The organism is Sphingomonas sp. MA1305 (assembly GCF_016107325.1).
Taxonomy (GTDB): Bacteria; Pseudomonadota; Alphaproteobacteria; order Sphingomonadales; family Sphingomonadaceae; genus Sphingomonas.
In genome coordinates this window covers 461,203-483,636 of sequence record NZ_RCVT01000003.1, presented here as the reverse complement: position 1 = coordinate 483,636, position 22,434 = coordinate 461,203, and the positions used below count along the sequence as shown (strand labels likewise).

Annotated in this window: 22 protein-coding genes and 1 tRNA gene; 15 read left to right on the top strand and 8 right to left on the bottom strand. The window is 67.9% G+C overall.

What is annotated here, in order from left to right; all coding sequences use genetic code 11:
• Positions 1–507 precede the first annotated feature (507 nt).
• The 3 genes from D9601_RS15250 to D9601_RS15240 all read left to right on the top strand — a co-directional run bounded on the left by D9601_RS15250 (position 508) and on the right by D9601_RS15240 (position 2,142).
• Entirely contained in the window at positions 508–651 is a 144-nt protein-coding gene (locus tag D9601_RS15250) for a hypothetical protein (protein ID WP_198354875.1), read from the top strand.
• 369 nt (positions 652–1,020) lie between these two features.
• Positions 1,021–1,671 carry a peptidylprolyl isomerase gene (locus D9601_RS15245; protein ID WP_198354874.1) on the top strand — a complete coding sequence of 217 codons (651 nt, stop codon included), beginning with the start codon at positions 1,021–1,023 and terminating at the stop codon, positions 1,669–1,671.
• Positions 1,672–1,758: 87 nt separating this feature from the next.
• A complete protein-coding gene (locus D9601_RS15240; protein ID WP_198354873.1) occupies positions 1,759–2,142 on the top strand; it encodes a glycine zipper 2TM domain-containing protein in 384 nt (127 codons plus the stop codon).
• Between the two features lie 37 nt (positions 2,143–2,179).
• Here the strand turns inward: D9601_RS15240 and D9601_RS15235 are convergent, their stop codons facing one another.
• Positions 2,180–3,010, bottom strand: a complete 831-nt coding sequence (locus D9601_RS15235; RefSeq protein WP_198354872.1) for an HpcH/HpaI aldolase/citrate lyase family protein — start codon at positions 3,008–3,010, stop codon at positions 2,180–2,182.
• A 135-nt stretch (positions 3,011–3,145) separates the two neighbouring features.
• Here D9601_RS15235 and D9601_RS15230 point away from each other — a divergent pair, with 135 nt between their 5' ends.
• The 6 genes from D9601_RS15230 to D9601_RS15205 all read left to right on the top strand — a co-directional run bounded on the left by D9601_RS15230 (position 3,146) and on the right by D9601_RS15205 (position 8,600).
• A complete protein-coding gene (locus D9601_RS15230) occupies positions 3,146–4,324 on the top strand; it encodes an NAD(P)/FAD-dependent oxidoreductase (RefSeq protein ID WP_198354871.1) in 1,179 nt (392 codons plus the stop codon).
• Between the two features lie 297 nt (positions 4,325–4,621).
• The gene (locus D9601_RS15225; protein WP_198354870.1) at positions 4,622–6,358 is read left to right on the top strand and encodes a DEAD/DEAH box helicase; all 1,737 of its coding nucleotides are present in this window, start codon (positions 4,622–4,624) and stop codon (positions 6,356–6,358) included.
• 73 nt (positions 6,359–6,431) lie between these two features.
• Positions 6,432–6,662 carry a KTSC domain-containing protein gene (locus D9601_RS15220; protein ID WP_232474242.1) on the top strand — a complete coding sequence of 77 codons (231 nt, stop codon included), beginning with the start codon at positions 6,432–6,434 and terminating at the stop codon, positions 6,660–6,662.
• Positions 6,663–7,568 (top strand): hypothetical protein, encoded by a 906-nt coding sequence (locus D9601_RS15215; protein WP_198354869.1) that lies wholly within the window; start codon positions 6,663–6,665, stop codon positions 7,566–7,568.
• A gap of 209 nt (positions 7,569–7,777) precedes the next feature.
• Positions 7,778–8,065, top strand: coding sequence for a hypothetical protein (locus tag D9601_RS15210; protein WP_198354868.1), 288 nt, complete (start codon positions 7,778–7,780; stop codon positions 8,063–8,065).
• A 79-nt stretch (positions 8,066–8,144) separates the two neighbouring features.
• On the top strand, positions 8,145–8,600 hold the full coding sequence (locus D9601_RS15205) for a hypothetical protein (RefSeq protein WP_232474241.1): 456 nt from the start codon (positions 8,145–8,147) through the stop codon (positions 8,598–8,600).
• Between the two features lie 323 nt (positions 8,601–8,923).
• On the opposite strand, the gene lepA is transcribed toward D9601_RS15205, so the two are convergent.
• The gene (gene lepA / locus D9601_RS15200; protein WP_198354867.1) at positions 8,924–10,735 is read right to left on the bottom strand and encodes a translation elongation factor 4; all 1,812 of its coding nucleotides are present in this window, start codon (positions 10,733–10,735) and stop codon (positions 8,924–8,926) included.
• Positions 10,736–10,871: 136 nt separating this feature from the next.
• Between lepA and D9601_RS19875 the strand changes: the two genes are divergently transcribed.
• A complete protein-coding gene (locus D9601_RS19875) occupies positions 10,872–11,072 on the top strand; it encodes a hypothetical protein (protein ID WP_232474240.1) in 201 nt (66 codons plus the stop codon).
• A 12-nt stretch (positions 11,073–11,084) separates the two neighbouring features.
• On the top strand, positions 11,085–11,873 hold the full coding sequence (locus D9601_RS15195) for an SH3 domain-containing protein (protein ID WP_232474239.1): 789 nt from the start codon (positions 11,085–11,087) through the stop codon (positions 11,871–11,873).
• Here D9601_RS15195 and D9601_RS15190 read toward each other — a convergent pair.
• The gene (locus tag D9601_RS15190) at positions 11,860–12,414 is read right to left on the bottom strand and encodes an AAA family ATPase (protein ID WP_198354866.1); all 555 of its coding nucleotides are present in this window, start codon (positions 12,412–12,414) and stop codon (positions 11,860–11,862) included. The genes D9601_RS15195 and D9601_RS15190 overlap by 14 nt on opposite strands.
• Positions 12,411–12,986 carry a nicotinamide riboside transporter PnuC gene (pnuC, locus tag D9601_RS15185; protein ID WP_198354865.1) on the bottom strand — a complete coding sequence of 192 codons (576 nt, stop codon included), beginning with the start codon at positions 12,984–12,986 and terminating at the stop codon, positions 12,411–12,413. The genes D9601_RS15190 and pnuC overlap by 4 nt, the downstream gene beginning before the upstream one ends.
• A 134-nt stretch (positions 12,987–13,120) precedes the next feature.
• On the opposite strand from pnuC, the gene D9601_RS15180 reads away from it, so the two are divergent.
• Positions 13,121–13,197: transfer RNA gene (locus D9601_RS15180), tRNA-Pro, on the top strand.
• 3 nt (positions 13,198–13,200) lie between these two features.
• On the opposite strand, the gene D9601_RS15175 is transcribed toward D9601_RS15180, so the two are convergent.
• The gene (locus D9601_RS15175; RefSeq protein WP_198354864.1) at positions 13,201–13,815 is read right to left on the bottom strand and encodes an isochorismatase family cysteine hydrolase; all 615 of its coding nucleotides are present in this window, start codon (positions 13,813–13,815) and stop codon (positions 13,201–13,203) included.
• Positions 13,816–13,883: 68 nt separating this feature from the next.
• Between D9601_RS15175 and dinB the strand changes: the two genes are divergently transcribed.
• Both dinB and D9601_RS15165 read left to right on the top strand, forming a co-directional pair.
• Entirely contained in the window at positions 13,884–14,990 is a 1,107-nt protein-coding gene (dinB, locus tag D9601_RS15170) for a DNA polymerase IV (protein ID WP_198354863.1), read from the top strand.
• Between the two features lie 59 nt (positions 14,991–15,049).
• Positions 15,050–16,186 (top strand): SET domain-containing protein, encoded by a 1,137-nt coding sequence (locus D9601_RS15165; protein ID WP_198354862.1) that lies wholly within the window; start codon positions 15,050–15,052, stop codon positions 16,184–16,186.
• A 12-nt stretch (positions 16,187–16,198) separates the two neighbouring features.
• Here the strand turns inward: D9601_RS15165 and D9601_RS15160 are convergent, their stop codons facing one another.
• The 3 genes from D9601_RS15160 to D9601_RS15150 are packed head-to-tail and all read right to left on the bottom strand — an operon-like array spanning position 16,199 to position 20,920.
• Positions 16,199–18,052, bottom strand: a complete 1,854-nt coding sequence (locus D9601_RS15160; RefSeq protein WP_198354861.1) for a sensor histidine kinase — start codon at positions 18,050–18,052, stop codon at positions 16,199–16,201.
• Positions 18,052–19,956, bottom strand: a complete 1,905-nt coding sequence (locus D9601_RS15155) for an EAL domain-containing response regulator (RefSeq protein WP_198354860.1) — start codon at positions 19,954–19,956, stop codon at positions 18,052–18,054. Before D9601_RS15155 ends, D9601_RS15160 begins: the two co-directional genes overlap by 1 nt.
• A gap of 49 nt (positions 19,957–20,005) precedes the next feature.
• Entirely contained in the window at positions 20,006–20,920 is a 915-nt protein-coding gene (locus tag D9601_RS15150; RefSeq protein WP_198354859.1) for an ROK family protein, read from the bottom strand.
• A 165-nt stretch (positions 20,921–21,085) separates the two neighbouring features.
• Between D9601_RS15150 and D9601_RS15145 the strand changes: the two genes are divergently transcribed.
• Positions 21,086–22,372 (top strand): glycoside hydrolase family 130 protein, encoded by a 1,287-nt coding sequence (locus D9601_RS15145; RefSeq protein ID WP_332838021.1) that lies wholly within the window; start codon positions 21,086–21,088, stop codon positions 22,370–22,372.
• Positions 22,373–22,434 lie beyond the last annotated feature (62 nt).

The following is a 22,434-nucleotide window of genomic DNA, read 5'->3' as shown; positions in this document are numbered from 1 at the left end:
ACCGGCACAGCTCCCTTACCCCTTTTTCTCGGGGCGGTCAGCGCGCCAGATTTTTTGTGACTGCCTCGATGACCGTGTCGGCCACCGCTGCGGTGACACCCATCTAGGAGGGTCGCTCCGAACGGTCAACAGGAAAATTGCACTTTTTTGGCAGCCGGCCAAAAAAGTTGCCTGGCGGGCCGCGCATGGGCCCTGGCGGGGCCGTTCGTCGACGACCTCATCCCACAACGCCGCCTTCTCCATTCGGTTGCACCTTTCGGACTGCTGAGACGGCACCGTCAGGTCATGGAGAAGACCCCCTGCCCCCGCATGAGGGGTTTGGGGATGCGCTTCGCTCCACCTAGGCTCACGGACCCTGTTTACGACCTTGGCACTCGATCCGTGTCGCGCCGCCGTTAAGAGCGAGCGTATCGGCAGCTCGCGGCGGCGCCGTACGACCGGGGCGTGATGCCGACGAGAAGGCGTCGGCGCAGCGGTCGCGAATGGCCAGTCGGTATCGGGTCGATCGTGCCGCGCGATTATGCGGGTCAATCGTACCTCGCCTCGCTGCCGGTGCCATCACCGAGCCATGCCGAGCCCGGTATCGGTAAATGGATCGGCAGCGGCGTGCATATCCTGCGCGTCGGTCGTTATCTCGAGTGTGACCGATGACGAACGCCCACCAGGTGGGCGTCCGCGAGTCGCAACGATGGAGAAGAAGGCGGGGGAGAGCAGCGTCCGTCGGCGCATCATCCCCCGCGCCCTAACCGTACCGCGTGCCGGTCTGACCGGCGACATCCGCTCCGTTTATCTTTTATAGACGGTGCGGCCTGGGCTGGGAGGGCGTAAGCGCAAAAAAAAGGCCGGTCAACGACCGGCCATGAAGTTTTTAGGAGAGGATGCCTGAAAGGCCCGATCCTTGTGCACCGCAGCACGTATACGATCAAGTGCGAAAAATGCAATCGTGCATTTGTTCCACGCAATCGATAGGGATTGGCGTCGCGCTTGCACTGTGCCGGCTTCCCCGCCTAGCCGGCATCCATGACCCGACCCGCCTTTCTCGCCACCGCGATCCTCGCCACCGCAACCATAACGGCGCCGTTGTTGGCCCGCGCTCCCGCTGCGCGTGAGCCGGCCCAGGTGCGTGTTCGCATCGTCACCTCGCTTGGCCCGATCACCTTGCTGCTGGAGGCGAAGCGCGCGCCGGCGACGGTGGCGAACTTCCTCGCCTATGTCGACGACGGCCGGTTCAACGGTGCCAGTTTCTACCGCAGTGCGCGCAGCCGGCTCGCCCCGAATTACGGGTTCGTCCAGGGCGGCATTCGCACCGATGCGCGCCGCATCCTGCCGCCCTTCCCGCTCGAAACCACGCGCCAGACCGGGTTGCGCCACGTCGACGGCACGATCTCGATGGCGCGACGGGGCGATCCCAGCTCTGCCGGCGGCAATTTCTTCATCACCGTCGGCGCCATGCCGAGCATGGATGCGACCGCCACCTCGCCCGGTTATGCCGCCTTTGGCCATGTCGTCGCTGGCATGCCGGTGGTCCGTCGCATCCTGGCACTGCCGACCGGCGGCGGCATGGGTGGGCAGCTGCTGCTGAAGCCGGTGACGGTGACGCGCGTCGAGCGGCTGAGCGGCACGCCGCACCCCAGCGGCCGGGTCAAACCCTGGCTCGTCAAGACGCGCTGAACGACCCGCGCCACTTTGCCTCCCATTCGCCTCCGCAACCAACTCGGCCGCAACCGGTTGTGCCAACGCCTTATTAGGAGACGCGCGATGAAGAATGGTCTGCTTGCCGCGCTGGCGGTGGTGACGCTGACGGCCCCGGTGACGATCGACAGCGCGCAGGCGCAGCGCCACGACGATCGCGATTACAGCTGGAACGGCGATCGCGACGGCGACTGGAACCCCGCCGATCACTATCGCAACGGCAATTACCGCGAGCGTCGCCTCGGCCGCAACGACCGTATTTATCGTGGCCAGGACGGGCGCACCTATTGCCGCCGCAATGACGGCACGACGGGCCTGGTGGTCGGCGCGGTCGGCGGCGGCGTTCTCGGCAATCTCGTCGGTGGCGGTACGCTCGGCACGCTGCTCGGCGCTGGTGGCGGCGCGCTGCTCGGCCGTTCGGTCGATCGCGGCAACGTCCGCTGCCGCTAAGCGGCTCATGGGGCGGTCGTATGACCGGCCGCCCCTGCTAACCTGCCCGCGCCAGCAGCGCCTGCGCCTGTTTCAGATGCGGCGCATCGACCATGCGCCCGTCGACCTGCAGCGCCCCCGCCCCCGGATTGGTGGCGAAGGCCTCGACGATCGCGCGGGCTGCGGCAAGCTGCTCGGCCGAGGGCGTAAAGGCGGCATTGATCGTCGCAACCTGCGCCGGGTGGATCGCCATCATGCCGGTGAAACCGTCACGCGCGCCGCGCGCCGCATAGGCGGCCAGTCCCGCCTCGTCGCGGATCGCCGGATACACCGTCTCGATCGCCGCGACGCCGGCGGCATGGGCGCCAAACAGCGCCAGCGATCGCACCATCTCATAGGGCGCGGTATAACGTCCGTCCGCCTCGCGCGCGCTGGCTGCGCCGATCGCCGCGGGCAGATCCTCCGCGCCCCAGGTCAGCCCAGCGAGCTTATCCGCCACCGCACGATAGCCGCCGAGGGCGAACACCGCCGTCGGAGTCTCGGTCGCCACCGGCAGGATCGGCAGTGGCCGCGGTGCCAGGGCCGCGGCAAGCCGCGCGACATCGGCCGCGCCTTCCGCCTTGGGCAGCATCACGCCGTCCGCCGCCCGCGCCACCGCCAGATCGGCATCGAGCAGCCCTTCCGTCGGCGGGTTGATCCGCACGAAGCGTAGGACGCCGTCCGCGGGCGACGCCAGATAGCGCGCCACCGCCTGGCGCGCCGCCGGCTTGGCCGCCGCGACGACCGAATCCTCGAGGTCGAGGATGATCGCATCGGCTTTGCTCGCCGCCGCCTTGGCGAATCGCTCGGGCCGATCGCCCGGTACGAACAGCAACGATCTCAGCCGCATCACATCATCCTCCCAGATCCCTCCGCCTTCGCGATTTCCGATGCGATCGGCAAGGGCAGCGGCTCGCCCAACCCGCCGCTGCCTCGGACCATCGCCCCTGTCGCGGCGGCCGCGTATCGGCTAGGCGCCCGCGCCATGGCCCACGACCTCTATGACGCGATCATCCTCGGCGCCGGCGCCGCCGGGCTGATGTGCGCCGCCACCGCCGGCCAGCGCGGCCGACGGGTGCTGCTGGTCGACCATGCCGATGCGCCGGGCAAGAAGATCCTGATCTCCGGCGGCGGCCGCTGCAACTTCACCAACATCGGCACCGCGCCGGACCGCTTCCTGTCGGCCAATCCGCATTTCGCCAAATCGGCGCTCGGCCGCTACACGCCCGCCGACTTCCTGTCCCTGGTCGAACGCCACGGCATCGCCTGGCACGAAAAGACGCTGGGCCAGCTGTTCTGCGACGGCTCGGCGCGGCAGATCGTCGCGATGCTGGCCGGCGAATGCGAGATCGGCGGCGTCGAGCTGGCGCTGTCCAGCCCGATCGCCGCGGTGGATCACGACGGCAGCGCGTTTCGCGTCTCGCTGCCCGCGCGCACCGTCGGCGCGCCGCGGCTCGTCATCGCCACCGGCGGGCCGTCGATCCCGAAGCTCGGTGCGACCGGCTTCGCCTATGACCTCGCCCGTCGGTTCGGGCTGAAGGTGGTCGAGCCCCGCCCCGCGCTCGTGCCGTTGACGCTCGGCGCGGACGAGGCGCTGTTCCGCAGTCTCTCGGGAGTCGCGGCAGAGGTCGTCGTCGAGACCGGCCGCGCCGCGTTCCGCGAGGCGGCGCTGTTCACCCACCGCGGCCTGTCCGGCCCGGCGATCCTGCAGGCGTCGAGCTATTGGCGATCGCGCGAGCCGATCCACATCGATTTCCTGCCTGACGCCGACCGCGGCTGGTTGCGGGACGCCAAGCGCGCGCAGCCGCGCACCACCGTGCGCCGGCAGCTCGCCATCGCCCTGCCGGACCGGCTCGCCGAGACGCTCGCCGAACGCCTGGCGCTGCCGGCGGAGCTCGCCAACACGCCCGACCGCAGGCTGGAAGAGGCGGAGCGCCGCCTCGCCGCCTGGGCCTTCCATCCCGACGGGACCGAAGGTTTCGCGAAGGCGGAGGTGACGGTCGGCGGGATCAGCACCGCCGATCTGTCGTCGCAAACGCTGGAGGCGCGGCGCGTGCCCGGCCTGCATGCGATCGGCGAGGCGGTCGACGTCACCGGCTGGCTCGGCGGCTACAATTTCCAATGGGCCTGGGCGAGCGGCTGGGCGGCGGCCCAACAACTGTAGCGCAAGGCCGCGACACGCTAAGGCCGCGTCGGCGACCGCGACGGGCGCGTGCCTTCGCCCGCGGCCAGCGCATAAGCGGCGGCAAGTTGTGCGAAGGCTCGCGCCAGCGGTTCGGAACCAGCCTGGTCGCGCGCGGCCTCCGCCTCGCGGATCAGCCGTTCAAAAGGAGGCGGGGATGGCGTCATGTCGCCGCCCTGCCACCGCCACATTGCCGGGATATTGCCGCGCGCAAACACCCGTCCCTTTCCTTCCCGCGCACTTGCCGCTAAGGCGCGCGCCCCCATTTAGGTTACCCTCATGCCCTTTTCCTCCCTCCCCCCGGTGCTCGCCGAGGCGCTCGTCGCGCGCGGTTACGAAGCCCCCACGGCGGTCCAGGCCGCCGTCATCCAGCCGGAAGCGGCGGGCCGCGACCTGATCGTCTCGGCGCAGACCGGCTCGGGCAAGACCGTCGCCTTCGGCCTCGCCTTTGCCGGCGAATTGCTCGCCGACGGTGACCTGCCCCCGGCCGGCGCGCCGCTCGCGCTCGCCATCGCGCCGACGCGCGAGCTCGCGCTGCAGGTCAGTCGGGAATTGCAGTGGCTGTACGCCGGCGCGCATGCCCGCATCGCGACCTGCGTCGGCGGCATGGATCCGTCCAAGGAACGCCGCAACCTCAACCACGGCGCGCATATCGTCGTCGGCACCCCCGGCCGTCTCCGCGATCACCTGGAGCGCGGCGCGCTCGACCTGTCGTCGCTGCACGCGGTCGTTTTGGACGAGGCGGACGAGATGCTCGACATGGGCTTCCGCGAGGATCTGGAGCAGATCCTCGACGGCACGCCCGACACTCGCCGCACGTTGCTCTTCTCTGCGACGATGCCCAAGCCGATCGTCGCGCTCGCCCGCCGCTATCAGCATGACGCGCTGCGCATCGAGACCGCGTCGGAAGAGCGCGGCCATGGCGACATCGCCTATCAGGCAGTCACCGTCGCACCCGCCGACATCGAGCATGCGGTGATCAACCTGCTCCGCTACCACGAGGCGGAGACGGCGATCCTGTTCTGCGCGACGCGCGACAACGTCCGCCACCTCCACGCCAGTCTGCTCGAGCGCGGCTTCGCCGCCGTCGCGCTGTCGGGCGAGCATTCGCAGTCCGAACGCAACGCTGCGCTGCAGGCGTTGCGCGATCGGCGCGCCCGCGTCTGCGTCGCCACCGACGTCGCCGCGCGCGGCATCGATCTGCCCAGCCTGACGCTCGTCGTCCATGTCGAACTGCCGCGCGACGCCGAGACGTTGCAGCACCGGTCGGGCCGCACCGGCCGCGCCGGCAAGAAGGGCACGGCCGTGCTCATCGTCCCCTATCCGCGCCGTCGACGTGTCGACATGATGTTGCGGCAGGCGCGGATCCCGGTCGAATGGATCCCGGCGCCCAGCGCCGCCGACATCCGGTCCGCCGACCGCGAGCGGCTGCTCACCGCCCTGCTCGCCCCGGTCGAGGTCGACGACGAGGATCGCGAGCTGGCCCAGCGCCTGATCGCCGAGAAGTCGCCGGAGGATATCGCCGCCGCGCTGGTTCACGCCCACCGCGCCAGCCTGCCCCAGGCCGAGGAGCTGCTCGACGCCGACACCGCGCCGCAGACCGCGCGCGACCGTGGCCCCCGCCCCGGCTTCGAGGACACCGTCTGGTTCCGCATGGACATCGGCCGCCGCCAGAATGCCGATCCGCGCTGGCTGCTGCCGCTGATCTGCCGCCGCGGCCATGTCACCAAGGCGGAAATCGGCGCGATCCGCATCAATCCGAACGACACGCTGTTCGAGCTGCCGCGCGGCGTCGCCGATCGCTTCCTCGCCAGCGTCCGACGCACCGCCAATCCGGACAGCGACGAGGGCAGCCTGACGATCGCGCCCTTCAGCGGCAATCCGCGCGAAGCGACGCAGCGCCGCGGCGACAATGCCGCCCGCCCACCGCGCAGCGGCGGCAACGGTCCGGCCCGCGGCCATGGCGGCGCGGCACGGCATACGGCCAAGCCCTTCCGCCCCAAGCGCAACGGCTGATCGGTTCGCCGCACCCCCGATTCAATTGAGCGACTCACCGGGAACCGGTGAGTCGCTCGTCAATTCCGCGGGCATGGAACGTGCCCGTCGCCTCGATTCGGCGCTGATCGAGCGGATTCGCCACGACGACGAGGCGGACACGCTGGCGATTCGCTTCCGCAACCGCCGCGAATATCTCTACGAGCAGGTCCCGCGCGCCATCTATGACGCGCTGGCGAAAGCGCCCTCCGCCGGAAGTTTCTTCAACGAACGGATCAAAGGGCATTTTCCCTGCCACCGGCTGGGCAAGCGCTACGCGCCCTGATTGGCGCTGTCCTACAACGAACCGATTTGGTACTTCATGTTCATCATGAAGAACCGCACCCCCACCCCGCCCGCCGAGCGCCATGCTCTTCCCTTCACCCCCGTGCCGCGCGCGATACCGCGCCATGACGGCTGGACCGCCGAGCGCCAGCGCGCCTTCATCGAGGCGCTGGCTGATACGGGGTCGGTCCGCACCGCCGCCAACATGGTCAACATGTCGCCGGAGAGCGCCTATGCGCTGCGCCGCCATCCGGGGGCCGCGCCGTTCCGCGCCGCCTGGGAGGCCGCGCTCGGCCTGGGCGTCCAGCGATTGAAGGACGAGGCGTTCGATCGTGCGATCAACGGTCAGCTCGAACCCGTCTTCGCGGGCGGCCGGCTGATGGGCTATCGCCGCCGCAAGAACGACCGGCTGCTGATGTTCGTGCTGCGCCACTACGGCGCCAGTGCCGCCGAACCACGCCACCTGATCCGCCACATCAGCGCCAAGGCCAGCGCGTCGGCCGCCGATAGCAGCGCCGCCGCCGCCGCCGAGGCCAGCGTTACCGCCACGCCCAGCGCGGCCGAACTGGCCGACGCGCAAAGCGAGGCGCTCGCCGCCTTTTCCGGCATCCCGCTCGATGCCGCTGCGCAACAGGCGATCCTCGCCGTCCTCGCCGACAATGCCCGCCGGGTGAGCGAGACGCTGCCGGAGGAGGATACGGACGTGCCCTATGTGTCCACCGGCGACGTCGGCGAGACCCTGATCGGCGAGATGGAAGGCGGCGTCGAGGACGGTCCCCCGCCGTTCGTTCCCGGCGAACCGGAATGGCAGTTGCTTGGCGACGATGCGGCATTGCAGCGGGCCGATGCCGCCGCGGCCTCCGTCTCGCCCTCCCGCCCCCGCAAACGAGCACCACGCCCGAGCTGAGGATCGGACAGCATGCGCGAGCACGGTCGCGGCGCGTCCGCGTTGCCGGGACAGCTCCACCGTCCCGTGAATAATCCCATCGCCACGGACCCAGGTGTGCCGTCGACCGTCACGACCTTCGGCTGGAAAACGCCGGCTCGCTTAAAGCCGAACGCCCTGACGCGGACTATATAGCATTCGAAGATTTCACTCGGCGCGGAGGATTGCTGATGCTGGCATGGGTTGCGGCGATGGTCGCTTTAGCCGGTCCTTCCGCAAGGGAAGCGGCGGAACCGCGCATCACCGAAGCCGAATCGCTCCGGGCGATCAGCGTCGCACGGCCGATTGCGAACCGGGTGTTCGCGATCAATTGTACGACCGCGACGGGCTTTACTTTCGGTGCGCGCGCTGAGGGGAAGCGGTTGATCGCGCGGATTACGCGAAAGGAGGATGGCCATGGCGTCCGCGTGACGATGCAGCGATCCAATTACCGCGTGCTTGCCGCAGCCCGGTTCTAAACGCCTCGGTTCACCCCGGATCGGAACCACTCCCGCTTCCACTCATTCTCCCGCGCATCATAGCGAGGAGTATTCGCCCATGTTCCGTCCGCTCATCCTAGGCGCGCTGCTGGTGGCCGCCCCCGTCGCCGCCCAGACGCAGACCGCCAACCCAGCCGATCAGCCGAGCACGCCGCTGCCCTACGACCCCGGTCACGACAGCAATTCGGCGCGCAGCAATGCCATCGCCGCGCAGACCGCCCCGGGGGTTGCCGCCGCCAACCAGCAATCCGCCGTCCAGGCCCAGGTGCAGGCGGACGCCGCCACCGCGGTGAACCTGGCGAACAGCGCAGAATATCAGGCCGATCTGCGCCGCTATCGCGCGTCGATGCGGATGAACCGCCGGATCGCGGCGGCCGATGCCGCATTGCAGGCCGATCGCGAGCGGGCCTATGCGATGGCGATGGCCGACTGGCGCGCACAGGTCGCCGCCTGCAAGCGCGGCCACACCCGCGCCTGCAATATGCCGAGCCCGGACCCGCAGAACTATATGTGAGCGGTAGCGGGAGCCGCATGTCTCCCGCTCCCGAAGAGCAGGCAGCGCTTCAACGCTGACGGATGGGGCTGGTCCCGCAGCGTCATGCTTGCGGATGGTCCCCTCCACCGCCTGCGGCGGTCCCCCTCCCCGCAAGCGGGGAGGATTGCCGTCTCACTCAAACTCCTCCCCGCCTGCGGGGAGGTGGCAGCGCAAATGCGCTGACGGAGGGGGCTCTCTGCGCAACGCAGCGCCCACGTCCCTCCCCAACGCCTGCGTCCCCCCCCGCCCACTAGCAGGGGGAACGCGCGCCGGGATTTCCCGCAAGCGGGGCGACGTTATCCCTACCCTTCGTCGCCCATGCGGAGCGCGGCGATAAAGGCTTCCTGCGGGATGCTGACGCTGCCGTATTCACGCATCTTCAGCTTACCCTTCTTCTGCTTTTCCAGCAGCTTGCGCTTACGTGTTGCATCGCCGCCGTAGCATTTGGCGGTGACGTCCTTGCGCATTGCGCTGATCGTCTCGCGCGCGATCACCTTGCCGCCGATCGCCGCCTGGATCGGGATCTTGAACAGGTGCCTGGGGATCAATTCCTTCAGGCGCTCGCACATGCCGCGACCGCGCACCTCGGCGGTGCCGCGGTGGACGATCATGCTCAGCGCGTCGACCGGCTCCTCGTTGACCAAGATGCTCATCTTGACGAGGTCGCCCTCGCGATAGCCGATCTGGTGATAGTCGAAGCTGGCATAGCCCTTCGACAGCGACTTCAACCGGTCGTAGAAGTCGAACACCACCTCGTTGAGCGGCAATTCGTAGGTCGCCTGCGCCCGGCCGCCGACATAGGTCAGGTTCTTCTGGATGCCGCGCCGGTCCTGGCACAGCTTCAGGATCGAGCCGAGATATTCGTCGGGCACGTAGATCGTCGCCTCGATCCACGGCTCGCTGATGCTCTCGATCTTGTTGGGATCGGGCATGTCGGCCGGGTTGTGCAGCTCGATATGGCCGCCGCCGTGGGTCAGCTCGATCTGATAGACCACCGACGGCGCAGTGGTGATCAGGTCGAGGTCGTATTCGCGGGTCAGCCGCTCCTGGATGATCTCGAGATGCAACAGCCCCAGGAAGCCGCAACGGAAGCCGAAGCCCAATGCGGCGGAGGTTTCCATCTCGAACGAGAAGCTGGCATCGTTCAGGCGCAGCTTCGAAATGCTCTCACGAAGCTTCTCGAAGTCATTGGCATCGACGGGAAAAAGCCCGCAGAACACGACCGGTTGCACTTCCTTGAACCCGGCCAGCGCCTCGGCCGCGGGCTTCTTGGCATCGGTCAGCGTGTCGCCGACGCGCGCCTGCGCGACGTCCTTGATCTGCGCGGTGATGAAGCCGATCTCGCCCGGCCCAAGGTCGGTCAGCTGCTCGATCTTCGGCCGGAAACAGCCGACGCGATCGACCAGATGCTGCGTGCCGGCCTGCATGAAGGTGACCTGCTGCCCCTTCTTCAGCACGCCGTCCATCACACGCACCAGGATGACGACGCCGAGATAGGGGTCGTACCAGCTGTCGACCAGCATCGCCTTCAGCGGCGCGTCCGGATCGCCCTTGGGCGCCGGGATCTTGGTGACGATCGCCTCCAGGATCTCGTCGATGCCGGTCCCCGACTTGGCGCTGGCCAGCACCGCCTCGGACGCGTCGAGGCCGATCACATCCTCGATCTCCTTGCGGACCATCTCCGGCTCGGCGGCGGGCAGGTCGATCTTGTTGATGACCGGCACGATCTCATGGTCGTGCTCGATCGACTGATAGACGTTGGCGAGCGTCTGCGCCTCGACGCCCTGCGCCGCGTCGACGACCAGCAGCGCGCCCTCGCAGGCAGCGAGGCTGCGGCTGACCTCATAGGCGAAGTCGACGTGGCCCGGCGTGTCCATCAGGTTGAGCGTATACGTCTCGCCATCCTTGGCGGTGTACGACAGGCGCACGGTCTGCGCCTTGATCGTGATGCCGCGCTCCTTCTCGATGTCCATATTGTCGAGGACCTGGCTCGACATTTCGCGATCGGACAGCCCTCCTGTCCTTTGTATCAGCCGGTCGGCCAGCGTCGACTTGCCATGGTCGATATGCGCGATGATCGAGAAGTTTCGGATGGACTTGAGCGGGGTTGCCATGATCGGCGCGACCTAGCGCACTCGCCCGCCGAGCGCCAGCCGTCCCCGCCGTCACGAAAGTGTCTCCTTCCGATCTATATGTCGATAATCGACCAATGGCGCGGGGGGCGCGCCGATCGGGAGGAAGGAGACGACGATGACCCAATTGCAGTCCGCGCGCGCCGCACTGGCGCTGCTCGCCGGCACGGCGCTCACCCTGGCCGCGCCGGTCGCGGCGCAGAAGCTCGCCAAGCCGTCGAGCGGCCAGCGCCTGCAGGAACAGACCGCCCGCGACGTGCCGCATTGCACCCGCAAGCTCGGCACCCTGTCGATCGTCGACGGCGACGATCCGACCTGAACCAAGTGGAGCTTGGCGCCCCCCTCCAAGCTGCTCAAGGTCCTCGTCCAGCGGTCGGGCTGCTTCAACCTCGTCGATCGCGGCAGCGGCCTCAGCGCCGCCCAGCGCGAGCGGTCGATCGGCACCGACCTCGGCCTGCAACGCGGCTCGAACACCGGTCAGGGCCAGATCAAGGCGGCCGATTACGTACTGGTCGCTGAGGTGCAGGACGCCAATGCCAATGTCAGCGGCAATGCCGTCGCCGGTGGCGTCGGCGCGGTGCTCGGCGGGACGATCGGCGGCCTGCTCGGTGGCATCAAGAGCAAGAAGCTGGAGGCGAACACCGTCCTCTCGCTGACCAACGTCCGCACCACGGAGACGCTGGCGACCGAAGAGGGCTATGCCGCCAAGAAGGACCTGTCGTTCGGCGCCTCCGGCTTCGCCGGCCTCGCGGGCGGCATCGGCGGCGGCTACGACAATACCGACATCGGCCGGGTCATCACCCTCTCCTTCATTCAGGCCTATGGCAAGCTCGTCACCAGCCTCGGCCTGATCAAGCCGGGCGATGCCGGCACTGCCCAGGCCGCACCGGCGAAGACCTTCACCGTGCAGGCGCCGCTGACGCTCCATGCCAGCGCCTCCGCCAGCGCCAAGACGCTGCGCACTCTGCCGCAGGGGGCGATCGTCTATCCAACCGGCAACAAGGACGGGCTGTGGTGGGAGGTCGCCGACGAGAACGACAATGTCGGCTGGGTGCTTAACACCAAGCTCGCGCCGACGCCGCAGCCCGATCAGGGCGTGCCCGTGCTCATCGTCCACTGACGGGCACGTCGGGCCCGTCCTCGCCTTCGGACAGCCGGCGGATCGCCTCCAGCGCGTTGAGGTACCGCCGGCTCCCCTCCCCGCTGACCATCGCCCAGCGCACGCGCCGCCGGTCGAGCTCGCGGCGCGACAGGTCGAAGAACCGCTGGCGCTCGGCGGCGGTGCCGAACATGCGGGTGCCGTCGTCGACCCAGGGCAGGTCGATGTCGAATAGCAGATAGATGTCGGCGGTGTTGTTCCAGGTCGAGAACCAGGGATCGCGCCGGCCGAACATCATGTCCGCCCAGACCGCGGTCATCAGCGGGTCGGTATCGACGATGACCGGAAAGTTGCGCCCGGCGAGCGCGGCGCGGACCTTGGCATCATGGCCCTTACCGATCTCGACCAGATCGGCCATCGTCAGGTCGGTGCCGAACCTCTCGCAATAGGTCCGGCCGAACTCGTCGACGAGCGGCGTGTCGAAATGCCGCGCCAGACGGGCGCCGAGTGTCGATTTACCGGTGCTCTCCGGCCCGTGCAGGCAGATCGACCGCGGCTTCATGCCGGAACCATATGTTGCCGACCGCGCGCCCGGCTCCACTCGATCAGGCCGGCGGCGGCGATCGCCAGCAGCAGCGCGTACAGGGCGGCGGTGACCCATAGCCCCTTAGCGAGATAGAGCGGCATCGAGCCGCAATCGACCGCGATCCACAGCCACCAGCTTTCGATCGCGCGCCGGGCCTGCAGCCATTGCGCGATCACCGACGTGATCGCCAGCCCCGCGTCCCACCATGGATAGGAGGCGTCGGTAAAGCGGTGCATCAGCGTCCCCCATAACAGGGTGGCGACCAGGCCCGCCAGGACCCAGCCGGTCCGCGCACCGTCCGATAGGCGCTCGACCATCACCTCGCCCGCAGTCGCGCGGCTGCGGGCCCAATTGCGCCAGCCGTAGAGGTTGGCGGCGAAGAAGAACCCTTGCAATAGCGCGTCGCTGTAGAGACGTGCGCCAGCGAACACCCAGCCGTAGATGGCGACCGCGGCCAGCGCGACCGGATAGTTCCAGACGCTGCGCCGCGCGACCAGCACGACATTGATCACGACCAGTGCAGCGGCACAGAGTTCGACCGGGTTCACACCGTCGATGCCTAGGCGGCGGGTGGGATTTCGCAAGAGCCTATCTTCGGCGCTTGCATCCCCAAAAAAGCCTGCGTATAGGCGCGCCTCCAAGCGATCCGGTCGGCTCCCGAAAGCTGACGACCGGGCTCCGTCGGGGAGTAGCTCAGCCTGGTAGAGCACTGTCTTCGGGAGGCAGGGGCCGGAGGTTCGAATCCTCTCTTCCCGACCATTTTTATGACATCGCCGATGGATCGTCCGCCGCACCGGCGGCGATCCAGTCGTCGAGCGAGACTTCGTCCGTCGGACGGACATCCGCCTGCATGGCATTGTGCATGATCTCCAGCGCCCAGCGCGTCCGCTCGGCATCCTCACCCGCGACCGCATCGCCCGGCACCCACAATGCATAGTCGCGCATGTGCGCGTCGGCCGCGGTGAACAGGACGCAGATGTCCGCGGCGATGCCGGTCAGCACCAGGCGACTGACCCCCAGCTGCGGCAGCAGAACCGGAAGATTGGTGGCGTAGAAGCCCGAAAATTGCGGCTTGATGATGAAATAGTCGTCGCGCCGCGGACGAAGCGCCTCGGTCAGATGGCGGCCGGGCGCGTCGGTCTGCGCCAGCGCCGCCTCGATCAGCCGATCACGCTCCGAATGCCATTGGCCGTTGTTGTCGTTGACGTAGATGACCGGCACCCCCGCCGCGTCCGCCGCATCGCGAAGGGCGAGGATCGGGCGAACCGCCGCCTCGCCAGTGTCGCGCAACGCCTCCCCTCCCTCGAAGGCGAGTGCGTTGACCATGTCGATGATGATCAGGGCCGTGCGCCCCGGCGCTGTGCAATTGTCCGTCATGGCAGGAATTTAGCACGTCAGGACGGCCGCCGCCTTGATCTGCCGCGCGATTGGAACGAAACGGGATCATGGCCGACGATGCCGCCCCGCCGCCGATTCAGCGCAAGATCATCCACGTCGACATGGATGCCTTCTATGCATCGGTGGAGCAGCGCGATGACCCGGACCTGCGTGGCCGGCCGGTTGCGGTCGGCGGATCGCGGGCGCGGGGGGTGGTCGCCGCGGCAAGTTACGAAGCGCGGGTGTTCGGGGTGCGATCGGCAATGCCGTCGGCAACCGCGGTGCGACGCTGCCCCGATCTCGTCTTCGTGAAGCCCCGCTTCGAGGTCTATCGCGCGGTATCGTTGCAGATCCGGGCGATTTTCGCCGACTATACCGATCTGATCGAGCCGCTGTCGCTGGACGAGGCCTATCTCGACGTCACCGACGATCGGCTGGGCCGCGGCTCGGCGCGCGCGGTTGCCGAGGAGATTCGTGCCCGCATCCGCGCCGACACCGGGCTGACGGCCTCGGCCGGGGTCAGCTACAACAAGTTCATCGCTAAGCTCGCATCCGATCAGAACAAGCCCGACGGCTTGTGCGTCATCCCGCCGCATAAGGGTGCGGCGTTCGTCGCGGGATTGCCAGTCAAGCGCTTCCACGGCGTCGGCCCGGTCACCGCGCAGAAGATGGAGCGGCTGGGCATCGTCACCGGTGCCGATCTGCGCGATCGGCCGCTGGCGTTCCTGCAGGCGCATTTCGGCTCCTACGCCGACTATCTGTACCGCGCGGCGCGCGGCGTCGACGAGCGGCCGGTGCGATCCAACCGTCCGTCCAAGTCGATCGGGGCGGAGCGCACGTTCGATACCAACCTGACCGACCGCGACGCCTTGCACGCGCAACTGTCGCACATCGCCGACGCCGCATGGGCGCGGGTCGCCAAATCCGGGGCGCAGGGCCGAACCGTCACGCTGAAGCTGCGCCGGGCGGATTTCCACACCATCACGCGCGCCCGTTCGCTCAACCAGCCGGTGCGCGACAGGGCGGCATTCCTGGCGATCGGGGGCGAGTTGCTCGACGCGCAACTGCCGGTCGCGGAGGGAATCCGGCTGCTGGGCCTGACGCTGTCCGGCATCCTGCGCGGCGGCGACCGCGACGCGGAGACCGAACCGCGACAGGCCAGCCTGCCGCTCTGACGCCACTCGACGGATTCACCGCGTTCGTTTACGCAACCTTCATTCGTTGAAGGTGGGGGATGACAGTCGAGCCGTGGTTCATCGTCGCGATGGTGCTGAGCCTGGCCGGGTATTGCCTCTACCTTGCCGGGCTGCGACGCCATCTGGTCGAGCCGAGCCGCGCCTCGTGGCTGATCTGGGCGGTGGCGACGGGTGTCGAGGCGGCGACCTATCTCGCGGTCAACCCGGGCAAGCCGCAGGGGCTGGTCTTCATCTTTTCGGCGGTCGCCTGCATCATCATCACCTTGGCCATGTGGCAACGGTCGCGCTGGACCCGTCCCTCGCCGACCGAGGCGATTTGTATGGCGGCAAGCCTGGCTGCCGTCGTGTTGTGGCTGCCGCTGCAAGAGACGTTCTGGGCCCACATGCTGGTCGTCGCGGCAGTGCCGCTCGGCTTCTGGCCGACCTGGGCAAGCGTGGTGGAGGACCGCGCGCGGGAACGGTCACCCGCTTGGGGATTGTGGACGCTGGGCGATTTGGCGACGCTGGTCGTCGCGGTGCGCACCCATGGCCTCGGCATCGGCGGCTATGCCTATATCCTGGTAGAATTGACCTGCCATGCCAGCGTGTGGGTGATGGTCGGCCTCGATACGATCGATCCGCGGCAGGCACTCAGCGTGCGCTCCCGCGGACAGAAATTGCTCGATGCCTATGTGCCGGCCAACCCGTTCACGATCGGCACGACCCACCTCGGCAAGGCGGTTTTCGCCGCCCGCGCCTTTGCCGAGGGCGAGGAACTGACCCGCTTCTCCGGCCGTCGCGTCGCCGCGTCGCGGGTACCACGCGCGTTGAACGGCGCACGCGACCGGTTCCTGCAGATCGCGCGTGACCGGTACATGGGGCCATCCGGACGGATTGACGATCTTATCAATCACAGCTGCGCGCCCAACGCCGGATTGCGCTTCGAACGCGAAGGCGTCGTCCTCGTCGCGCTGACGCCAATCGCGCCGAACGAAGAGATCTGCTGGGATTATTCGACGACGCTCGACGACCCCGATTGGTCGATGGAGTGTCGCTGCGGAACGGCGACGTGTCGCGGAACGATCGGCGCCTTTGCGACGCTGCCGGTGGAACGGCAAATCTGGTACCGCCTGCGCGGCGTCGTGGCGCCCTATCTGGTCGAGACGGTCGAACCGGGACGCGAGCGCGCGGCCTAGGCCCAGGGCCTATCAGGCCGCGGCGGCGATGGGAGTACTGGGAGCGGCCTTGAGGGTGAGGATGGCAGCGGCGCCACGCCCCCTGCCCTCGCTTTCGAGGCGCAGCGCGCCTTCCATGGCGGTCATCGAATTGGCGCACCAATGGAGGCCTAGCCCCCCCGACTTGTGCGCGCGCGTCGAGAAACCACGCTGGAACAGCGTCGCACCGGTTTCCGCATCGAACCCCTCGCCGTCGTCGCGAATAGCAAGAACGACACCAGCCTGCCCTTCTACGATCGTGACATTGATCGAGCCGCTTTCACACCCGCTCGCCGCGATCGCCTCGGCGGCATTGCCGAGCAGGTTTCCGATCACCTGGCTGAGGATGACGCGGTTGGCGAGTGCATAATGTGGCTCCGCGGGGAAGCTGAAGGCGATCGACGCGCCCTGTGCGTAGCGGGCGATCGTGGCGTTGCGGGCGACGATCTCGCTCAGGTCGCAGATTTCGAGCGTCGGGCGCTCGTGCGCCTGCTTCTGTTGCTGGCCGATAATCTCCAGAACATGCGCCATCGCTTCGCGACCGACCTGCAGTTCGCCGCGCATCGTGTCGCGCGCGCCGCCCTCCGCCGCGAAGGCCGCGGTGACGAACGCGACCAGCTTCTCCCGCCGCGCCGCCGGCAGGTCGTCGCGGGCGAGCTCTCCCAATGCACGCTCGACCATCGACCGGTCGATCGGCGGCGCCTGGGCGATCCCTTGACTGAGGATCGTGCTGATCGGGTTCAGCGCGTTGCGGACGTTGTGCATCACGGCGACGGCGCTCTCCGACCGGCCCAGCGCGAAGCTCTGCACCTCGATCTGCTCGCGCATCGCCTTGAGCTGCGACAGCATCGCATTGAGGCTGCGGCCGAGCGACCCGAACTCGTCGCGGCGGCCATCATCCTCGAACAGCGCCATCGATCCGGAGGCCCGCACCCGCTGCATATGCCGTTCGACGCGCAGCAGCGGCGCGAGGACCAGCCGGGCCAAGGCGCGGCGCAGCACCAGCAGGACGATGAGGAGGAGCAGCGTCGATCCCGCGACGGCGAGCAGCAGCATGCGCCGGCCCAGCAGCGAGACGTCGCGCACCACCCGGAAGCGCGTGGTCGCCACCGCATGACCGTCGGCGCCGCGCATCGGCACCGAAATCTGCACCGTCGTCGGTCCCGGCGTCGCGATCTCATGATCGCCGTGCGGCGACAGGTCGATATGGGCGTCGAGGCGCAACTGATCGGCGATCTGACCAGAGGTGATCTGGCGCGCCATCAGCACATAGCCGCGCGGGGTGCCGGTGCCGTCGGATCGGCGGACCTGCGCCACGCCGACCGCGGCGACGACCGGCCCCAGCCGCGCATAGAAATGCCCAGAATTGCCCTTGTCGACGACGCGCGCCAGATCGCTGCGCCGGATCATCGCGATCATCGCCGCGCGCAGGTCGGGCCGTTCGTGCCCGCTGCCCTGGTCGAGCCAACGTGCGATCTGGATGCGTCCGTCGAGGCCGACATAGGCCATGCCCTGCACACCGAGATTGTTCATCGCCAGCGGCGAGAAGCTGTCGCGCTCGAACGCAGTGCTCGGCTGCGCCATGTAATCGTAGCTCTGGGTCCAGTCACCATAGTCGCGGACCGCATTCTCGACCTTGCTGGCGTAGTCGCCCAGCGCGGCGCGCGTGCGCTCGACGTGACCGTCGACCGCCCTGGTCTCCAGACTGTTGAAGCTCGGCGTGATGATCCCGGCGAGCAGCAGCGTGATGCCAAGGGCGCCGGCGAGGCCGACGACCGTCAGGATCAACACCAGCTTGCCGCCCAGGGACGCAGGGCCGAAGTCGTACCGCCCGCGCAGCATGCGCATCAGCCGTGGGTTCCGAAACTCGGCTCGTCGGCCGCGGCCTGGCCACCCAGATAGCGCAGCTCGGCCAGCGCGAGCGCCTGCTCGGCGGATACCGGCCGCGAGAAGAAATAGCCCTGCAGATGGCTGGCGCCGGCGATGCGCAGCGCTTGAACCTGCGCCTCCGTCTCGACCCCCTCGGCGATCACCTCAAGGCCGAGCGCACGGCCCAGGTGGATGATCGAGTGGACGATCGCGGCGCTTTCGCGCTCGCGGCCCATGCCGTCGATGAAGCTGCGGTCAATCTTCAGGCTATCCAGCGCGAACTTGCGGATGTTGTAGAGGCTGGAATAGCCCGTCCCGAAATCGTCGAGCGCGATGCGGAAGCCCATTTGACGCAGCCTGTACAGCGTTTCCGCCGCCCGTTCGGCATCGTCGAAGATCGCGGTTTCGGTGATCTCAATCTGGACGCGACTGGGCACGACCCCGGCGCGCTCGACGCTTTCCATGATGTGCCCGACGAAATTGTGACGGCGGAACTGGCGCGGCGAGAAATTGACGGAGACGTACTGACCGGGGAAACGCTTCAGCATCTCCAGTGCCTGATCGAGTATCCAGTCGCCCAATTCGTGGATGACATTGGATTCCTCGGCGATCGGGATGAAGATCGCGGGGCTGATCGGGCCATATTCGGCCGTATTCCAGCGCACGAGCGCCTCGAAGCCGAGCACCTCCAGCGCGTCGCGGCTGACGATCGGCTGATAGGCGAGACTGAGCTCCTCTCGCGCGATCGCCTGGCCAAGACCGGCCTCGACCCGTCGACGGAAGCGGATGCCCTCGTCCATGCTCTCGTCGAACAGGCGCGTGACGCCGCGGCCACTACGCTTCGCATCGTTCAGCGCCAGATCAGCGCGGCGTAGCGCGTCGATCGGATCACAGCCGGCGCCCTCGACGACGACGATACCGGCGGACGCGCCGCTCTGCACCGAATTGCCGAACACCTGATGCGTCCCCGAACAGGCGACGACGATCCGGTCGCAGGCCATGATCGCCGCCTCGACCCCGGGCGTGTCGAACAGCACGCCGAATTCATCTCCGCCAAGCCGCGCGACAATCGCGCCCTCCGGCGCGTTGGTATGAAGTATCGTGCAGATCTCGCGGATCAGGGCGTCGCCGGCGAGATGGCCGAGCGTGTCGTTGACCAATTTGAATCGGTCGAGGTCGAGCATCGCGGTGGCGAACAGGCCATCGCGCTTGGCCCGGTCGGCGAGCGCGCGCAGGAATGCGAGCCGGTTCGGTGCGTCGGTCAGCGAATCGTGCGTCGCGATATGGATCGCACGGCTTTCATTGGCGGCGAGTTCCGCGCTCTGCTCTTCGAGCTGGACGACCTGTCGCGCGAGCAGCGCGCGCGCGGCGGCGAGCTCGCGGTCGACCTCCCAGCGGCGGGCGAGCGCGGTCGCGGTCTGTACGACCTCCGCGACCTCAAAGGGCTTAGCGATATAGAAGATCTTGTCGGCGGGGCCGGCGACCTTGCTGATCTCGATCGGCGAAAAGTCCGAGAAGCCGGTCACGATGACGAGATTGATATCCGGATCAAGGGCGCGAATCCGCCGCGCGGTTTCGCGGCCGTCGATCCCCGGCGGCATGCGCACGTCGATGAAGGCGACGGCGTAGGGATCGCCCGCCGCCAGCGCGGCTTCCACCGCGGCGACCGCGTCGAGGCCTTGATGATGATAGGTCAGATCGAAATCGGGCGTGTCGTCCGCGACGGCGTCCGCTGCGTCCCCGAACAGCTCCGCCGCCATCGAACCGAGTGCGGCGGCACCGTCTGCCTTGGCGAAGCTGCGCGCGTAGCTTTCATGCATCGCCGGTTCGTCGTCGACGATCAGCAGCCGCTGGCGCAGGTTCCGCGGTGGCAAGGCAGTCATATCAGGCGCATTCCCTCGATCGGTCAACCGAGGAGGTAAGCGGACACGGTTAAAAGGCTGTAAACGCCTTCAGCCGGTTCTCCAGCGCCTGGGTGCCGAGCACGATCGCGCCGAGCGGCCCGGCGTTGCTGCCGAGCGCGGGCGGCACGATGAACGATTCCTCGGCAATTTCGGGCAGCGCGATATAGCCGGCCAGGCTCTTGACCATGGCGGCCCGGACGCGTGGGAAGAGATGATCATTGCCGACCATGACGCCGCCGCCCATGACGATCCGACGCGGCACGCCGGTCAGGACCAGCGTGTGGCAGAGCTGACCCAGGACATGCGCGACGGGCTCCCACACGGGATCGTCGGCAGCGATATCCTCACCCTTGCAGCCGGCGCGGGCGCCGATTGCCGGGCCGGCAGCCAGCCCTTCCAGACAGCTGCCGTGGAACGGACAGAGGCCGAGCCAATCGTCGCCCTCGAGCCGGGCAGGCCGGATGTGGCCGAATTCGGAATGGGTCAGCCCATCGACGGGTCTGCCGCCGGCGATCAGGCCCACGCCGATACCGGTGCCGACCGTGGCATAGGCCACGTCGCGCAAACCCTTGGCGGCGCCCCATTTCGCCTCCGCCAGCGCCGCCCCGACGACATCGGTGTGGAAGCCGGTCGGAACGTCGTACCGGCGCGCAAGCCGGCCCGCGACGTCGGTGCCTGCCCAATGGGGCTTGGGCGTCGAGGTGATGTGGCCATAATCGGCGGCGTCGCGGTTGATCGAAACGGGGCCGAAGCTGGCGATGCCGAGCGCGTCGAAACGGCCCCAGCCGTCGAGCACACGCTCAACAGCCGCCAGCGTCTCGTCGGGGCGTTCGGTCGGCAGCTGGACCCGACCCTCGATGGCATCCGGACCGCGCGCGAGCAGGCAGACGATCTTGGTACCCCCCAGCTCGATTCCGGCAACCAATGGCGGTACGCTGACCATATCCCTGTCCCTGCTAGCGATTATGCCCGAGCGCTAGACGAGTATACCGGATTAGGCGAGCCCGTGTGCTGGCCTCTCAGGGCAATCGCGCGCCATCATGGATCAATTCGGCCGTCCCTGCGCTGAGCCCGCGTCCCAGTGCCACCCGCCTCGATGGAGATGCCCGTGAACGCCGCCGACGTTTTTCAGACGCTCGACATCGAATTGAAGCCCGACCCGGCGCGGACGGTGATCCGCCCCTTCTCCTTCGACTATCCCGCGCCATTCGCCGAAGGCCGCCCGACCCGGGTCGAGGAAGTGGCAGATCGGCTGATGCGTCTCGACCCGACCATGCGCGACCGGATGCTGACGCGGTTGCAGGAAGCGATGCGCCCGCGTCACCGCGACGCTGACGGTATCTTCCTGCGGCGCTTCAAGGAGGTGCGTGACCGGATCGATGCGTGCGCGCAGATGACCGAAGCGCGCGATCGGCTGTTGTTCGGCGCCTATCTGAGCCAGGAATATGCCTTCGAATCGGCGGCGCTGTTCAACCCCAGCATCGTCCGCATTCCGCGCGAGGCACAGCGCGAGGATTGCGTCCGCTTCATTCTCTCACTGCGCGGGATCGGCGAAGGCCATGTCTCATCGGTGACGTTCCGCACCGGCACCTGGGACGGCGACCGCGGCTTGGTCATCGACCCGGCCAGCAGCCAGGGCGTGCCGCCGGTCGTGGAAAACAACGACGATGCCGGCTGGGTCAAGCTGCATTGCCCCGACAGCCAGGATCTTTCGGAAACGGTGATCTTCCCGATCCTGCCCAGCCAACGGCAGGGGGTCGAGGACCTACGCCTGGTCCATTTCACCGATCACGACGGCGTGGAAAGCGTGCTCGGGACCTATACGGCCTTCGACGGACGCGACGCGCGCAGCGAACTGCTGCGCGGAATTGACGAGCGCACCTTCGAGATGCGGCCGCTGACCGGCGCGATGGCGGCGTATAAGGGCATGGCGCTGTTCCCACGGCGGATCGACGGGCGGTTCGTCATGCTCGGCCGGCAGGATAATGAGCGGATCTGGCTACTGCGATCGGACGATCTGCACCATTGGGAACATGCCGAACCGCTGCTCGAGCCGAAATATCCGTGGGAGTTCGTGCAGATCGGCAATTGCGGATCGCCGACGGAAATCGACGAGGGCTGGCTGGTCTTCACGCACGGCGTCGGGTTGGTACGCGGCTATTGCGTCGGCGCCTGCCTGCTCGACAAGAACGATCCGTCCAAGGTGCTGGCCCGCACGCCGTCCCCCCTGCTGTTTCCCAGTGCGGAACAACGCGGCGGCTATGTGCCCAACGTGACGTACAGCTGTGGAGCGCTGGTCCACGGACGGCACGTGCTGCTGCCCTATGGCATCGGCGACGAGCACACCGCCTTTGCCGTGGGATCGCTGGACGATCTGTTGAGCGTGATGGAATAGGGCGCGATGACCTGCTAAATCCGGTCCCCGTCCCCCGGGCAGCGACCCGGGGGACGGACCAA